The organism is Bradyrhizobium sp. 40 (assembly GCF_023100925.1).
Lineage (GTDB): Bacteria > Pseudomonadota > Alphaproteobacteria > Rhizobiales > Xanthobacteraceae > Bradyrhizobium.
The window spans coordinates 1,929,313-1,946,512 of record NZ_CP064688.1; the positions used below are offsets into that span (position 1 = coordinate 1,929,313).

A 17,200-nucleotide genomic window follows, 5' to 3' on the forward strand; every position below is an offset into this window, starting at 1 on the left:
AAAGGCCGCGAAGGCACGATGCCCATGAGCTAACCAACGAAAACTTCCGGCCAACCATCGGGTGTGGCGGGAAGAGTCTTGGACAAAGGGAATTGAACGAAGCCGTCAATCATAAATCAACGATTCAGAAAAGGAGGCTCAACATGTTCCGAGGATTCCTGCCGCTAGCGTTGTCTCTTTGGCTTGGCGCCGCGACAGCGCCCGTAGCGCTGGCCCAGTCGGCAGCGCCCATCACCGAACAGGAGGCGCACGCAATCGCGGTAGATGCCTATGTTTATTTTTACTCCATCATGTCGATGGACGTTTCCCGCAAGCAATTCACTAACGGCATGGGGGATTTCAAAGGGCCGATGAACACGTTCGTCAATGTGGGTGAATACCCTCCGGCGGATTTCAAAGGCGTGGTGCGCTCCAACTTCGATACGCTGTATTCCGCTTCATGGCTGGACATGACCAAGGAGCCAGTCGTCATCTCGGCACCAGATACCAATGGCCGATACTACCTGCTGCCAATGCTCGACATGTGGACCGACGTCTTCGCGTCCCCGGGCTGGCGCACGACGGGCACTAGGGCCGGGACGTTCCTGGTGGCACCCGCGAACTGGAGGCCGGATCTACGCGAGAAGTTTGCAGAGGAGTTCAAGCTCCCAAAGGACACTCAACGCATCGACGCGCCAACCCCCTATGTCTGGCTGATCGGCCGGACAAAGACCGACGGCCCGTCGGATTATGATGCGGTTCACAAGATCCAAGCCGGCTACAAGGTCACGCTTCTTTCCGAGTATGGCAAAATACCAAAGCCCGCCGAATTCAAGCCAGACTCAAGCATCGACATGAAGACACCGCCAAAGACTCAGGTCGATACGATGTCGGCGGGCGTGTATTTCGCTAATGCTGCCGAGTTGCTCAAGCTGCATCCGCCTCATGTCACGGACGAGCCGATCCTCGCGCAGATGAAGAAGATCGGCATTGAGCCTGGAAAAAGCTTCGACATCGGCAAGCTCGATCCAATCCTGCAGCGAGCGCTCGAAACCGCACCGCAGGACGCGCAAAAACTGATGGCCTGGAAGCTGCCGACGCTGGCACGCGTTGCCAACGGGTGGGCGATGAACACCGACACGGTGGGCGTATATGGAAACTATTACCTGAAGCGCGCCATTCTCGCGCAGCAGGGTCTCGGCGCGAACGTGGTTGAGGATGCTATCTATCCGCTCAATCTCGCGGACGATGGCGGCAAGCCGCTTGATGGCGCAAACAAATACATGGTCACCTTCGAGAAGGGCGCCACGCCGCCTGTCAATGCGTTCTGGTCCATCACGCTCTACGACCATGATGGTTTCCAGGTCGGCAATACGCTGAACCGTTTTGCCGTCAGCAGCTGGATGCCGTTCAAGTACAACGCAGATGGATCGCTCGACCTCTATTTCCAGAACGCGAGTCCCGGCAAGGACCTCGAAGCCAATTGGCTTCCGGCGCCGAAGGGTGCTTTCAATCTGACGATGCGGCTGTACGCTCCGAAGTCGGAAGCACTGACCGGCAAGTGGAATCCGCCCCCGGTCGTGAAGTCGCAAACAACGGTAAGCATTTCGGCCCAATGAAGTGACAGAACGGCGGGCGCTTCGGCGCAGGCTACTGACCGCGTGAAGAACAACATTCCCACACAGGAGCTGACATCATGTTGACGAAACGCGAGCTTCTTCGTTCCGCGGCGTTTGCCGCGATGACAGTGACGACGATGCCCGCCCCAGCGGGCGCGCAGGCGAAGGCAGAATGGCCTGACATCCGCGAGGCAAAGGCCATCGCCGAGGAAGGCTTCATCTACGGGCTTCCGATCGTAATGAACTACGTGGTTATGTACGAGTATTCCGTCGACAAGAACTCGGGGCAGTACAAGGCGCCTTTCAATCAAATCAACAACGAGGCGCGCGTCTTCACCTACAAGGACACTGCTGTCATTACTCCCAACAGCGACACGCCATATTCAATTCTTTGGCTCGACCTGCGCGCCGAACCAATCGTTCTTTCCGTTCCGGCAGTGGAAAAGAATCGCTATTTTTCCGTGATGCTGTGCGACGGGAACACTTTCAACTACGGATATATCGGTAGCCGCGCGACCGGCAGTGATCCCGGAGATTATTTGGTTGTTGGGCCCGACTGGCAGGGCGCCACGCCGCCGGGCATCAAGAAGGTCTTTCAATCCTCAACGCAATTTTCAGCCGTTGCCTATCGCACACAGCTCTTTGACGCCAACGATATGCCGCATGTCGAGAAGGTCCAGGCCGGCTACAAGTCGCAACCCCTGTCGACTTATCTCAAGCAGCCTTCACCTCCTGCCGCTCCTGCCATCGACTTTCCGAAGGCTAATGCGGAACTGGCGAAGAAGAACTTTTTCGAATATCTCGACTTCGCGCTGCAATTCGCGCCCGCCGGACCGGAGGAAAAGGAAATCCGCGCCAAGCTCGCCCGCATCGGGGTCGGCGCCGGCAAAACCTTCAGTTTCAAGGATCTTCCGCTGACACACAAAATTGAAGTCGGGCTAGGGATGAAGGACGGCGAGGAGAAGGTTGAAAAGTATCTTGCCAGCGGACAGAAGGACGTCAATGGCTGGAAAATCGGATCGCTGTTCGGCGACCGGCAGTTTTACAGCGGCGACTGGCTGAAGCGCGCCGCGGCCGCCAAGGGCGGCATCTATGGCAACGACGCGGTCGAAGCCGTCTATCCGATGGCGAAGACGCTTGCCAATGGCGAGATCCTCGACGGCTCCAAGCACGAATATACGCTCACCTTCCCCGCGGGACAATCCCCTCCAGTGAACGCGTTCTGGTCGGTGACGATGTACGACGGCAAGAGCCAGTTGCTGATTGAAAATCCGATCGACCGGTACCTGATCAATTCGCCGATGCTGCCGGCCATGAAAACGAACCCGGACGGTTCGTTGACGCTGTACATCCAGAATAAATCGCCGGGTGCCGATAAGGAAGCCAACTGGTTGCCGGCGCCAAACGGACCGATCTATCTGGTGATGCGGCTTTACTGGCCAAAGGCCGAAGCGCCGTCGATCCTGCCGCCGGGCACCGGCAGCTGGCAGCCGCCCAGTATTAAGAAGGCTTGATAGATCCGTTACGGAAGTCAGGCACGTTCGTCACAAATGAAATGAAAGATCCTGCTAATGAAACCCATCACACGAAGAAGTTTTGTCGGCGGGGTTGCTGTGCTCCCGGCCCTTCATTTCTCGGCAGCCCACGCCCAAGCTGGCCTCGGTCCGGCGGAAGCCCGTGCAATCGCCAAGGAGGCCTATATCTATGGCTTCCCAATCGTGGACAATTACCGCGTCCAGCACGCATACTGGGTTGATAAGACCACGCCGGAATACAAGGGGCCTTGGAACCAAATATGGAACAGCGCGCGCGTTTTCACGCCCGCCGACACGGCGATCCAGACGCCCAACTCGGACACGCCTTATTCGTTCGCCGGCGCAGACCTACGTTCCGAGCCAATTGTGCTCACCGTGCCAGCAATGGAAAAGGAGCGCTATTTCAGCGTCCAGCTTATTGACTACTACACGTTCAACTTCGACTACATCGGCACGCGCACGACCGGCAACGAGGGCGGCAGCTTCCTGCTCGCTGGGCCCGACTGGAAAGGCGAAACGCCCAAGGGTATCAAGAAGGTGTTTCACTGCGAGACCGAACTGGCGTTCCCGACGTTTCGAACGCAGCTCTTCGATCCGGCCGATATCGACAAGGTCAAAAAGGTCCAGGCCGGCTACAAAGTACAGCCGCTCTCGGCGTTTCTCGGCGAGCCCGCACCCGAGGCCGCCCCGCCCATCGATTTCATCAAGCCACTGACACCAGCGGAAGAGAAGACCTCCCCGCAGTTCTTCAATATCCTAAGCTTCGTGCTGCAATTCTGCCCAACAGTCCCGTCCGAGACGGCGCTGATGGAGCGTTTCGCCAAACTGGGCATTGGCGCGGGCAAACTGTTCGCTGCCAACAAGCTCTCGCCCGAGGTGAAAACAGCTGTTGAGCAAGGCATGGCCGACGCTTGGGTCGCCTTCGCCGGCCTCAAGAAAGATTTTGAGGAGGGGAGACTGTCTTCGGGCGACGTGTTCGGTTCTCGGCAGTATTTGAAGGACAATTACCTCTACCGCATGGGTGCCGCCGTGCTTGGCATTTATGGGAATTCCAAGCAGGAAGCGATGTATCCGGCGTATTATGTGGATGCAGCGAAGCAAAGGCTGGACGGTGCCAATCGCTACAGCTTGCGGTTTGCCCCAGACCAGTTGCCACCCGTAAACGCGTTCTGGTCGCTGACCATGTATGATGAGCCGCAGAGCCTGCTCGTCGCCAATCCGCTCAATCGTTATCTTATCAATTCACCGATGCTGCCGCAGCTGAAGCGCGATGCCGACGGCGGGGTGACGCTGATCATTCAGAATGAATCCCCCGGCAAGGACAAGGAAGCCAACTGGCTGCCCGCGCCAAAGGGGCCTTTCTCCATGATCATGCGCCTCTACTGGCCGAAAGAAGCGGCCACCGAGGGCAAATGGAAGCAACCGCCACTGCAGCGCGCGACTTAGGTGATGCATGCTACAACGCGCAGGCCGATCTCGTTCTCCTGGACCGACCTGCACGTACGGCAGAGCAGTGCCATCGAAGGAGGCCGTCAAAATGACAAAGGTGTTTCTGCTCACCATTTTTTGCGGCTGCGAGGTGGTGTTCGCCACGGCCGCCTTCGGCGAAACAGCGCGCACGAAGGTCGTGTCGGCCGCCCGGTCTGGTCAGCCTGCACCTCGGGTGGATAGCTGCAGGAGCACTTTCGCCTGCAGGCAGGACTTGTTTGATCGTGACAATAGGAACAACCTGCGCTTCGACTGGCCCAGTCCTCCGGCTCAAGCAGGCCAGTTCTAACGCGATACTCTGGTTGCAATTAAGTTTAGTGCTTGGAGAACCAAGATGAAGATAGCAACATTATCTGCAGCGCTCCTCGGAGGGCATTTTTTTGTTATGCCCGTCTCGGATCGCGTCCCGGAACTGAAGGCAGAGGCGCTGTGCAGAGCCACTACCGCTGACGACAAGGCCATGGGGCTCGCCTTGGCGCAGAGCTTTACCGACTGCATGCGCGATGAGTCGGCCGCACAAAAGCAGCTCAGCACGGCTTGGGCCACTGCATCGGGGCCCCTTCGCGATAGGTGCGAAGGTGAAGCCACAATCGTGGAGCAGAGCTATGTCGATCTTCTTACCTGCATCCAAATGGCAGATTGGCTGAAATCGCCGTCAACTGCGATACGGTTGAGGGGAGCAAGTAAGGATCGAAATTCCCAGTGATCCGCTCGAGAACGGGCTGCGTTGTTCGAGCGCGCCTTGGCGGGAGCTTTCAGCCGCAATGAACTACCGGGGTCGATAGCTCGATTTCTCGGCGACGACACTCTACAAGTGCAGGCTGGGCGTGACGCAGGCAGCAGCCGGCAATAGAGGGATTTCCTTCGACCTAGCAAACTGTAGTCGGCACGTTGAGCAGGGACCTGTCGAATTGCACGGAGGCGGCAGGTACTTCATCGGAGAACAATTGCTCGTGGGCAGGAAATCTGATCCTATTCTTGCGATGAAGCTTCCTAGCCAACAATTTGAATCAAGGAGACAATGATGCGCTCGATCCTCCTCGCCGCGCTCGGCATTACCGCCTTATCCGCAACCATGGTTATCGAGACACCTAAGGCAAATGCTGTTGTCTATTGTGCAGCCGGTGTCTACCGCGCCGGCTGCGTCGTCCGACCTGTTGGCGGGGCCGTTGTCGCACCAGTAGTCGGTGTGCGAGGTGTTGCACGGCGGACCACCCGTCGTGTCGTCCGGCGATCCGACATGATGCTCAAGCACGACATCTTCCTTATCGGCCACCTCCAAAATGGCATTGGCTTCTATCGCTTCGCTTACAACGGCAGCAACAAAGCCTATGTCGGTGTGATGGCGCAGGAAGTGCAAACAATTATCCCCGCCGCGGTGCTGCGCGGCAGCGACGGCTACCTGCGAATCTCTTACGACATGCTCGACGTGAAGTTCCAGACCTACGACCAGTGGCCGCTGCTTCCGTGTGCGGCTCCTGGAGCGAGCCTAGTCACTTAAAGGCCGACTTCTTCCATCACATTGGAATCCGGACGATCGTGCGGCTTGGGAACGCAGACACGCTGATGCCTGCTGGCGTCGTCCCCCCGGGATATACAGGAAAGCACTGCAGCAGCGCGAAATTGGCGCGTAACCCGGCAGCCGACAATCGGTCTGGCGCTGCGCAGGACGCGCGCGGTCGTTTATCTCTGCGCCGGAGGAATTTTGATCCGATGTATTTCCATCTTCTGGCCGATGCCCTTCAAGTTTTGGTAGTCGCGTGACGCCGGATATCCTTTGAGGATGTCACTGACTCCGGGAGCCTCCATCACCGCTTCTGTCAGGCAAATTTCGTTGACACCAGCCAGACTTTGCACGCGGGCGGCGATATTCACGTCCTGTCCGAAGTAGTCGATCCGGTCATTGAGCCTTACGGCTATGGCCCTGCCTCTGTGCACCCCGACCTTTAGGCCGAGCGGTCGCGATGCGGTTTGGTTGAATCGCGACAGCTCCTCGATCATCTCGACGGATGCAAGAACGGCGTCCTGTGAATGCTCGAAGCCAGCCATGACTGCATCACCGATCGTCTTCACGATCGTACCAGATCGCTTCCTAATGATCGTATTCAAGATGTCGAAATGCTGACGAACGAGAAAGTAGGCGTTCACATCGCCAATGCTTTCGTACAGCGGAGTCGAGTCCTTTAGATCAGTAAACAGGTAGGTGATGTCGGAGACTGCCAGACTATCGCGCTCGTCCACCAGTTGGGTCTTGTAGAGTTCGCCGAAGCAGGGCGTGAGCAACAATCGCTTACCGGAAAGAAACGGCTCATACTCGACCAGATGGGGCTGGAACTGGGAGGGGTACTGGAGAAACCAGAAACGGCCTCGATCCTTGGTGCGGTTCTCAATGTGGATGGTGTGTTTGCCTAGGCTAAGATCGGCCGTCTGTCGAAACGCAAAGCGTCCGTCGCCAAGGATCATATTTCTCGGCCCAGTGGGTCGATCCGCAACTACGAACCGGCCCGATTCGAGCTGGACCAGCGTTTCCTGGCGTTCCGCCGGCTCACCGTTCGCGAAGAAAACCAGAAGAAGCTTATGGCTGAGATCGAGCACCTCGAAACGGCCGGCTGTTACGTCGAATTCGAAATTCAACCGCTGACCCGCCTCGATATCGGCAAATCCCCGCGAGAGTGCCGCAACGAGTTGCTCGTGTGTCATTCCGTGCGGGGGCTTGAAGTCCTTGGAGAAGTTGTAACGCAGATAGTAGTCCTGGACGGACAGCATGTCCGGATGACGATATATGATGTCGCGAACCGAACTCGAGACGGTAAAGGTGACCTGAATGTAGTCGTCAAGGGCCGCCTCATTGAGGGCGTTGCAGAATTCGCATTGGAAACGTGGATGAACCTGGTCTAGCTCACGAAAAGTGCCTGCGACCTGCGGGCAATAGGCGCAGATGAGCAGCCACTGCATCTCGAATAGGCCAACCTTCGCGGCGTGCACAAACAGCTCGATTCCTTCGGCTTCACTTAGGCGGTTGGCAGTCGCGTATTGGATAGGATTGACGCGAAAGAGATCATAGTCGCCGGAGGCGTGAATAAAACTTTCGAGATCCGGAAGCATCCGCGGCGCCCAGGTCGCTGCCGACCCGAGCTCTAGGAGGCGCTGATTCAGGAGGCCTTCGTTGACTGGTGATGACCCTTGCATATCAGTATGATACCTCGCTCCATGCCGGCAATACTGGTTGGTCGGCCATTCGATTAGCCACACGACGATCGACGCGGACGCTCTTTTGCCCAATTGTTTTAGCCGAACCGAGCCGGATAAGAAAAGTCAGCTCTATTGGCCTGTATCAGTCGGCAGCGCGACACTTTGATCGAATAGGCAATCGTCCAGCATGTCCCTGAGAGCGGTGCAGCGCGGTTCTGGAATTGAAGTCTAGAGCGGGCTGTCGGCGCTACGCTATGAAATAAGCTCAAGGCCCGGGCAGATGCCCCTCCCGCCCATTTCCGTCAACGTTGATCGCCATATGAGCTAGATAGTCATTAGCTTGGCTCGGAGGGTCATGCGTCAATGGGTCAAATAAAGCCATTTGAAGGACGCGGATGAAAAGCGTGACGCTCTTGGCCTTGGCATCGTGTCTGCTGGCGTCTGGTTGCTGGGCAGCGCCAGAGGCCGGACCTTAGTCGCTCCCCCGCCTTCGCTTGCTCCGCCCTCTCCTGAACAGGAGCCGGCGCCTCCGGCCACCCCTAAGAACGCTTGGCCGACAACGGCGGCGGGCCAAAGTGTCGCCGCTACGAGCGCCCGCCAAAAATTTGGGGCCTTCGGCAAAGACCAATGGCGGGCCGTCATCGCGGACGGACGCTCTCCTGCCGGCAGCGTCGGACAAGGCTCTGTCTACACCAGTGATCGGTGCGCCTTCGTCGGTCCTCAGCCCAGCCGTGGACTACGATGGCTTTAGCGTCGGCACGGTTCGACGATATTGACATGTCGGGGTATGCGGCGCGAAGACATGAAGTCTCGCGCAGCAAGAGGTTCCAAGCCCAGTTCGAGGGCGGATAGCATCGTGGCTCAGCACCTGGTCGAACAAGAAGATGAGGCATTGAAACGCAAGCTTACGATCTGCCGCGGCTGCAAGTAGGCAGTCGGCAATGACGGCAGGCGCTGTTGATCCATAGCAAGCGCATTTTGATTCTCGCGCAGGCCTATTGTCGGATGAAGACCTTGGCATGTGGAGGTTGCGGAGCAACGTAAAACCGTGCCTCACAGGCGAGGCACTCCAAGTGCTCCGCAATGTCAACCCGCAATCCAGATGACATTCTTCTGGACCAGCAATCCGGGCATTCTCTCCTGTTCAATGCGTCAAGAGCAACTGCGTCAGTCATTTCGAGCTCGTGGAAACTGGCTGCATCAGACACCGAAAGAGCGACCGATGTGCTTCGCCATCACGATGGCAACATCCGTATAGCGGCCGTTTGACCAGAACTGATCGCAAATCAGCAAAAAGAATAGCGCAATAAGCGAAATCAGAATTCCCTTGCACATAGCGGACTTGTCCCTTGATGAGACTGCCAACCGAGCAGGTATGAACTGAGAGAGACGATATGCTTCTGAAGTCGCTGCTGCGACGATCTGCAATGGTTATAGGCTGGCAAGAAGCCGTTACTAATCCGTTAACTGACCGATCCGACCAATCTCTGCCGAAGATTGGCCTCCGGTCCGAAGCTGCTGATCCCGAATGTCCGCTATTCGATGGTTATCGTGTCGAACCTCCGCGTGCTCTCCTTGGCGCCAACAACTATACATTCTTGAGTCGGCCGACCGTGAACTCTGAACTAAGAGCAAAGTGTGAATGTCTCAGGCGACTTGGTCAAACTAGGATACAGTTCGCCCCGGGGTCCTCAAGGTGTAACAGTCACGCTCTTGAAGACGGTGCCGCCATTGTTGGACCGGCCGCTGAAGCGGACGGTCTGCGGACCTCGCGAGGTGGCACTGAATTTCCAGATGGCAGAGCGCGTATCAGCCTCCGTTACCGTGCCGAGTGTGAGGCTGGCCGCATTTGGAAAATCCATCGCCACCCCATCCTCGCGAGTGGTCGAGACCCCGAGCAGGCTTAGACCGCTAGACGCTGCCGCCGCTGATACCTGAACCCCATATGCCTCGTAACTCGGGTTGGAAATGGTTGTCTTGATTGTGAAGGTCGAGCCGATCGCGGGGGAGGTTGTGCTCGGAGTAGCCGTCATCGAAATCGCAGGCGTTGGATCGCCGCGAATGATCTTAGCAGCAATTGCCACCGGCAAGCCAAATGAGGGAGCTCTCCAGTTGATTGCTTTGAGCCGAAGAACGCCAGGAGGCGGATTGTCGATGATAAGATATTCGACGTTGTCAATGTTAGACTGCGAGGCCCAGGCACCACATTGTCCAACCGCATCCGGCGTGCAACTCGCGCCGGGATCGGCCCACAGGTCAACATCGTATGTCACTGCCTGTGACGCTCCTGCGCTCGCTTCGGGCTCGTCCCAAGTAAGCACAGCGACGACCCGCTTGGTACCCCGAGGCACGTTGATGTCGAAGAAGCCCCAGGATTTGTCGGTGATTGTCATCCACGCCCAATGGCCGCTCCAGCCGTTGGGGTCGAGCCGCGCCCAGTGCGATTGATAATCGGAGACGCGTCCGAGCCCAAAATCATTGCGCCCGCCACCCGTGTTGTTCGCCGGACTGACCTCGTCCGAATGCAGCGTAGCGGACGCCATGAGATGGGCACGCAGCAAGTGCGGTCGATCTCTGAAATCAGGATAGTGCTCTAGCAACGTCGCCGCGATGCCACTGACATGTGGCGTCGCCATACTGCATCCGCTCTTATCCACATAGCCATCCGTCGTTCCCGCCTGCGCGGAGGTAACGACAGCGCCCGTTGCAACGAGGTCTGGCTTCATCCGATTATCGCCGGTCGGGCCGCGGCTGCTTGTGCCGGACAGTTCGCCAACTAAGCTCGATCCCGAGTCCTGCACGTTTCCGACCGTAAGCGCATTCTTGGCCACACCGGGAGACCAGATCGATTGCGCGCCCGGGCCGTTGTTGCCGGAGCACACGATGTAGGCCTGGCGTGTTTCCCAGACGCGAGCGTCGAGCTTGCGCGATTCTGAATCGGTCCCAGTCTGTCCCGATCCGCTCGCCCCACCGCTCAGATTGATGACCGAGGGGCGTGGCGCGTCGCAGCTGGTCGCGTCCGCCATGTAGTCGATCGCGTCCCGCAGCCAAGAGTTTTGTCCAGTGTTGGTCGATTTCCAGATCTTTCCAACACGGATGCGCTCACGCGAACCGACCGCAGTTGCGACGCCGCGGAACCGCGCTTTCGCAGTGCCAGTTCCGGAAATGGTTGCGAGGACGTGAGTTCCGTGGCCATTCTGATCATTCCAAACGCCCGCGGTGTCGCTCGTGAAATTGATCCCGCAACCGTTTTTGTTGAGGTCTTGGTGCATGGTTGCGGCCGCGCTTCCCAACATGGCGCCGGTGTCGAGTAAGCCCAATACAGTTCCCGCACCGAGGAAGCCGGACGCACGGATGTAATCGACACCATTCGTAGCCATGCTCTGATCGTGTCCGCCGCCGCTCCGGCGCTCGATTTCGATGAACAGGATAAAGTCCAAACCGGAAAGAATGCGAATCTGTTCGGGTGTCGCGAGAGCCTCATAGCTCCGCAACACCGGGTCGTAGCGACCTACCTCCGTGCCCGTAGCTTGGACCCGTTCAGCGAACGCAGCTTTGGAATCGGTTTCGAACAGGCTGATGATAATCGGGAATCGAGCCACCTCGGCGCCGAGGCGCTCGATGGCAAATTTCAGCTCCGGCGCTAATTTTTGGTCGGGTGAGGGGTAAGCGAGTGATCTAAACCCGGGCAATCTGGCAATACCCTCCAACGCCTGTGCTTGCAGGGGGACGCGGACCTTGAGTGCTGTCCCATGCAGCCCAAGCGATGCGACCCCGAATTCGCTCATCAGCGCGCGCTCCGTGGCCGCGTCCGGCAGCGATTCCATCAGCAGAAAGGCATAGGTCTCGGTCCGCTCCCCTGCGGCTAAATCCGATCGTATGCGCGGGTCGATCCCGGTGGCCGGCGTCGTCGTCCCTCCCGAGAACCCAAGCCGATAAGCCTCAAACGGCCGGACATCCGACGCGCCGCGCGAAGGATAGTCGGCTGGAGGCTTTGGGCGATCCTTTGCCGCCGACAGCGGCCTGTTGGGTGCCTCCGTTTGGACTGTTGTCGCCTCGGTGCTCCGATGCGGAAGTGCATCGCGCGGCGGCTTGCGATCGACAGGGAGAACCAACCGATCCGCCCCCGATTCGTCAGACTTCGTCGGCCCGAAGCCGCGACGTTTGATGCCATCCGCGCTGATGGCATTAGGTGGCCCGATGTCAGCCTGGCGCAGTTCGAAATTTTTGACCCCGTCCTGGACGGCTTCGAGCGAGATGGGGTCACCCTCGTTGTCCGGATTGATGTGCACAGCGCTATTCTGGCCGGCTGACGCGCCTTCCGCGGGAGCAACGGTCTGTGCAGACGCAAGCGCGAGAGGCGCAGCAACCAATAAGGTTGCAACGAGTAATCTCAACGGCACTGAACGACAGGAATAAGCGAAATGCTTGGGTAAGAAGGTTTCGTTCATTGGCTTCCTCCAAATGAACTTTCTTACGACGCTACTTTGATCCACTCCTGAATTGTCGGACTGCACACAAGCCAGCAGGATCAAATTTGCCTTCACCGCCCAATATCGTGACGCGGTCGCCCGACCGTTTGCGTTGAGCATCCTAGCAAATCAATAAATGAACTCTAACAGGACAAGTAGGGATTACGCAGTGATTTAGTTCACAAGGCTGCTAGTTCGATTCAAAAAAGACAGGCTCGTGACCAAATCGGCCTATCGTTCCATAACCACGCATACGCGAACGGGACGGCAGGCCAGCACCGCCGTGGGCCCAGGTCGCCTAAAAGAGGAGCGCCCGATACTGCGGCACTGCCGCCCTTCAAAGGGTCTTGGTAGTGGCGGCACAAGCCTGGATGGCATCGTCGGGTCGTGTCTCAGTCAGGTGTCGGTTTGCGCGAGCGCAGGAGTCCTCTAATTGTCTATGAATGCTTCGAAGCGAGTTGATGTCCGGACGAGCCCCTCCACCGCAATCGCCTTTAGTGCGTCAACTCAGCGAGTAAAGCTTTCGCCTGTTTCAAATCAAGTGTATCGAAGCCTTCAGTGAACCACTCATAGACCGGAGCGAGAAGTTCTTGCGCCTCATCCGATCTCCCTTCCTCGCGCCATAGCCGTGCGATGCTCATTGCTGCGCGCAGCTCCCAAGACTTTGCCTGCTGCGCCCGGGCAACAGCCAACGCACGGTCGAAGAAGCCTTGTGCTTCTGTGGCATCCCCATCCGCTGACATCATTTCTATTTCTCCGGCTGTTCGATGGATCTCGGATGCGGACCAAGTTTCTTTCGTCGCTTCCATTGTGGTCAGTGCTTCAGCAATGCTGTGCCGGGCTTCATCAAAGCGGCCCAGCTCCGCGTAGGCCCTCGCTAAAGTCGATAAATACCATGGTGTCCATACAGTTGTTCCAGTGGCCCGTAGTGCGGAGATTCCGGCGGTGCTTATGTGAACCGCATCCAAGGCGTTGTCGTTTGCGGCAAGAAGGCAGCCATGCACCGACATTCCGAAAGCTCCCCAGTATGGGACTCCGCTTTCGTCCGTCATGATGGCGAGTTCGTCTAGCTCTGCGGCTGCCTGCACATAATTTCTGCATAGTACATGAACCGTCGATGCCATATGCAGCGCAAACATTAAAGTTGCAGCGTGGCGGATTTGGCGCGCCTCTGTGAGCCCACGGGTTAAGGCAGCATTTGCGGCGTCAGGACAGCCAAGACACCAGAGCGCTTGCGCTTGATAGAACAAACTTGAGATCGCGGGATCGACGCTAAAACGCGGCGCCAGCTGACGATGCTCTGCAGGAACGTGCAAAGAGATAGCGCGATCCAGATTCGCGCATCCCTCCTTTATGTGCCCTGTAAACAATAAGGCCATACCCATGATACGGTGACCGATCATGAGCGGCGCAGACTCTCCTCGGCGTTCAGCAAGGGTCAGGAACTCCGCCGCGAGTTCATACACCAGATCACCATCAAACGCGACGAAATGGGCGATCCAAGATCCGTATAGGACTGAAAACAACAGGAGTGGGTCTTCTAATGGTTCGCCAAGCACTTCAGCTTCTTCTATGAGCAGGCGTGCTCGCTCCACCGCTGTCCTGGCTTCCGGAGCGGCGTGTCCCTTTATGTGCATGAGTGGGTTTATGAGCGCGATCTGTAGATTGATCCGCTCGCGGCGTGTTGCTGTCGTGAAGGGTAGATGCGCAAGCTGGTCGAGAGCTCGCGTAAAGTGCTTGGCGGCTTCGACCAGCGCCGATCGCTCCAAGGACCGGAAGCCCGCCTTTCCGCGCCACTCCACCGCTTGCTGAGTAAGACCCGCTTGTGTGAAGTGATGCGCCAGCACTTCGGGTTCGGACAACGCAGTTTCGGGGAGGCAGTCGCACAAGATTTCGGTCACCCGACGATGCAGAACTTGCCGCCGGCTCTTGAGAAGGTTTTCGTACGCCGCATCTTGAATAAGCGCGTGTTTGAAGCGATAGTCGGAGTCGGGCGGGAGACCCTGAACGAGCAATATGTCAGCTTCTGCAAGCCGCTCCAGCGCGGCCTGCAGCGCTGTATCGTCCATCCCAGTGAGCATACGAAGAAGATCGTAAGAGAAGCCGCGTCCAATCACCGAGCCGATCTGCGCCACTTCGCGGGCCGGGCCGAGTCGGTCAAGTCGCGCCATAAGCGATTGTTGCAGCGATGGCGGGATCACATGGGCGTCATCTTTCCCACCCCGATCCAACAAAAGCCTCGTCACTTCCTCAACGAAAAGCGGCACGCCACCGGTGCGCGCTACTACGTCGTCCACTACTTTGGGCGGCAGAGCATGGCGCGCCGAAAGCTCAGTCACCATGTTACGAGCCTGAGCTCGATCAAGCGGTACCAGCGAGATCGTGCTGTGATGTGAACGCACCCCCCAGGGTAGCTGTAATTCGGGTCTGGTTGTTCCGACGACGAAAAGAGGTGCAAGCGCGCCACGCTCGGCCAGTCCTTTTAACACGTCGAGCGTCGTGGGGTCAGCCCAGTGCAAGTCCTCTACCACGAGCACCACGGGCTGCGACTTAGCCCCTGCGATCACCCAGCTCGTGAGTGCCGCCAATTGTGCACGTCGCAATTCGTCCGGCGTCAACACCGCTTCACGCTCCTTTGGCAAGGGAACATCCACGAGCGGGGCGAGCAAAGGGACATTTTTGGCTGGATCGAGGTGGACCATCTTCAACGTATTTTCGAGGTCGTGCAATCGGCGGTCAGCGGCGATCTCTGAACCCCCGAACCGCTGGCGACCCCATTCATTGATTGGATGCAGCGCGGTATTTTGCAGGAGCTGCGAGCAATTCCACTCGACCCAGGAATGCGGCGTTTCGCGCAAGTGCGCGTGCATCTCCTGGATCAGTCGCGATTTGCCGAGACCCGGCTCGCCGACAATCAAGGCGAGCTGTCCATCGCCATGCCGCGCACGATCCCAACGCCGCATTAGCGCAGCGAGTTCTTCGTCGCGTCCAATAAGCGGCGTCAGCTGGCGCTGTCCTGCACGTCGTCCGCCGCCGCTCGCCCTCACCAGCCGGTACAGCGTCTGCGGTTCGGCTATGCCTTTCAAGTTGTAATTCCCGAGCTCTTCCGCGACAAAGAGGCCCGCGACCTGTCGCTGCACTCGAGATGTAACCAATACCGAACCCGGCTCGGCGAGCGCCTGCACTCGCGCAGCTATATTGGGCGCATCTCCGTAGATCTCGCCGGCGGTTTCGACAACGACTGGGCCTGCCTCTAAGCCAATGCGGGCTCTTAGCACGGGCATGCCCGCGTCCGTGATCTTGCGATTCAACTCGATAAGCGCCGCATGAATAGCGAGCGCCGCGCGGGCCGCGCGTTCAGTGTCGTTCTCCCGCGCAACCGGAAAGCCGAATAGCGCCATCAGCCCGTCACCCAGCTTCCTGGCCACCCGGCCGCCCATCTCTGTCACCGCGATGGTCGCGGCATCGAGATAAGCATTCACGAGATCGCGCCATTCCTCGGCATCGAGCCGAGACGCAATGTTGGTCGAATCTACTAGATCGCAAAACATAACTGTCAGGTAGCGGCGTTCGCCGGCTGCTTGCGAGGTCGGCGGGAGTAGCAGAGCGACTGCCGCGGGGATAGGGGGCGGCTCCGACCCTGTAGCTGTGCCCATAGCAGGCGCACCTGCGGCGACATTGCTGCTTAACTCACCAATTGCTGCGAGCAGCTTGCGCCGATGCCCAAGCAGAACACCCATTTTCTTAAGATCTTGGTCAGTCAGGTGCCGTAGCACCGAGATATCGATGCCGTTCTTGCGAAAGCATTCGGCGTACTCGGATAGACCGAGCTTATTGAGCCAATCCGCAAGCTGCTGCATCAGCGGCCACCACGAGATTGATGCTATCGGATCTGGACCGGAAAAGCAAAAATCACCCCGCGCAACAATAAAAGCCGGCGCGGGAAGAAAGCTCTCACCGGGTTGCCTAGTCGCTTGTTCGGGACGCTCCAGGGAAGGCCAGTATGCTGCGCGACACAGTTTGTGATTTCTACCCGGCCGAGCCCGGCATCCTGCCTTCAAGAGCGCTAACGCATTCCTAGCACGTTTTCGAAGGCGAAGGGAGTCGATTGCAAGCGCGGGTTGGAAGCCGCAGTACTGGCAACAATGGTGGTGTGTTTTATGATCGAATGCTGCGGCTTTCTAAGCACTACCGTCTATTGACCTATGCGCCCCCTCCACGAGTTTTGCATGCTGCGCCGCAGGGCGGTCGTGAGAGGGGCCGTTGCTTCTTCGTGACGTAACCTGTTTACCTCCAGCTCACGCGCCTCCCTCTCTTGCATGAGGGTATCTCGCTCTTGTTCAGCTTTCGTACGTTCTGCCGCATGCGTGTGAAAGGGTATCCTGGCGAGACCCAATCCATAGCCGATAACTGGTAAGGCAATACGCAAAACGGAGTCAGTCGGCCAACTGATAAGCTGCCGCTGCATCGCCGACCCCAACCGGATGTCCCGATGACCGACAATGTACGCGAACTGCGATCCCGGACTCCCGACACGGAGAAGATCACGATCAACCTAGGCTATGTCGATCTCGGCCAGGTCGATCTCATGGTGCAGGAAGGGTTCTACTCGAACCGCACCGATTTCATCCGGACCGCGATCCGCAACCAACTCGAGCGACACGCAGACGTGGTCAAGCAGTCAACGGCCCGCAAAAGCCTGGACCTGGGGCTGCGTAATTATGCCCGCGTCGATCTCGAACGGGCGCGGCGCGCCGGGGAGATGCTGCACATAAATGTTCTCGGCCTGGCGACCATCGATCAAGACGTCACGCCGGAGCTGGCCCGCGCCACAATTGCCTCGGTCTCGGTGCTCGGTGCCCCTTCATGCCACTCCCGCGGTCAAGGCCGCTCTCGCCGACCGAACGAGGTGAAA

At 58.1% G+C, this 17,200-nt stretch carries 9 protein-coding genes and 1 pseudogene; 7 read left to right on the forward strand and 3 right to left on the reverse strand.

The window, feature by feature from the left end; genetic code table 11:
* Positions 1-143 precede the first annotated feature (143 nt).
* From IVB40_RS09195 to IVB40_RS35870, 6 genes are all read left to right on the forward strand, one after another.
* Positions 144-1,598, forward strand: a complete 1,455-nt coding sequence (locus IVB40_RS09195) for a DUF1254 domain-containing protein (protein ID WP_247819514.1) — start codon at positions 144-146, stop codon at positions 1,596-1,598.
* Between the two features lie 77 nt (positions 1,599-1,675).
* Complete coding sequence (locus IVB40_RS09200; protein WP_247818671.1) at positions 1,676-3,112, forward strand: DUF1254 domain-containing protein; 1,437 nt, start codon at positions 1,676-1,678, stop codon at positions 3,110-3,112.
* A gap of 57 nt (positions 3,113-3,169) precedes the next feature.
* On the forward strand, positions 3,170-4,579 hold the full coding sequence (locus IVB40_RS09205; RefSeq protein ID WP_247818672.1) for a DUF1254 domain-containing protein: 1,410 nt from the start codon (positions 3,170-3,172) through the stop codon (positions 4,577-4,579).
* Between the two features lie 91 nt (positions 4,580-4,670).
* Complete coding sequence (locus IVB40_RS09210) at positions 4,671-4,910, forward strand: hypothetical protein (protein WP_247288277.1); 240 nt, start codon at positions 4,671-4,673, stop codon at positions 4,908-4,910.
* Positions 4,911-4,955: 45 nt separating this feature from the next.
* Positions 4,956-5,327 (forward strand): hypothetical protein, encoded by a 372-nt coding sequence (locus IVB40_RS09215; protein ID WP_247818673.1) that lies wholly within the window; start codon positions 4,956-4,958, stop codon positions 5,325-5,327.
* 315 nt (positions 5,328-5,642) lie between these two features.
* Positions 5,643-6,122: a hypothetical protein gene (locus IVB40_RS35870; protein WP_346283284.1), complete on the forward strand. Its 480-nt coding sequence runs from the start codon at positions 5,643-5,645 to the stop codon at positions 6,120-6,122.
* 182 nt (positions 6,123-6,304) lie between these two features.
* Here the strand turns inward: IVB40_RS35870 and IVB40_RS09225 are convergent, their stop codons facing one another.
* The 3 genes from IVB40_RS09225 to IVB40_RS09235 all read right to left on the reverse strand — a co-directional run bounded on the left by IVB40_RS09225 (position 6,305) and on the right by IVB40_RS09235 (position 16,145).
* Positions 6,305-7,726: an adenylate/guanylate cyclase domain-containing protein gene (locus tag IVB40_RS09225; protein ID WP_247818674.1), complete on the reverse strand. Its 1,422-nt coding sequence runs from the start codon at positions 7,724-7,726 to the stop codon at positions 6,305-6,307.
* 1,778 nt (positions 7,727-9,504) lie between these two features.
* The gene (locus IVB40_RS09230; RefSeq protein WP_247818675.1) at positions 9,505-12,264 is read right to left on the reverse strand and encodes a S8 family serine peptidase; all 2,760 of its coding nucleotides are present in this window, start codon (positions 12,262-12,264) and stop codon (positions 9,505-9,507) included.
* Between the two features lie 515 nt (positions 12,265-12,779).
* Positions 12,780-16,145 (reverse strand): AAA family ATPase, encoded by a 3,366-nt coding sequence (locus tag IVB40_RS09235; protein WP_247288284.1) that lies wholly within the window; start codon positions 16,143-16,145, stop codon positions 12,780-12,782.
* A gap of 632 nt (positions 16,146-16,777) precedes the next feature.
* Here IVB40_RS09235 and IVB40_RS09240 point away from each other — a divergent pair.
* Positions 16,778-17,198: pseudogene (locus IVB40_RS09240) on the forward strand (CopG family transcriptional regulator).
* The last annotated feature ends 2 nt before the right edge of the window (positions 17,199-17,200 follow it).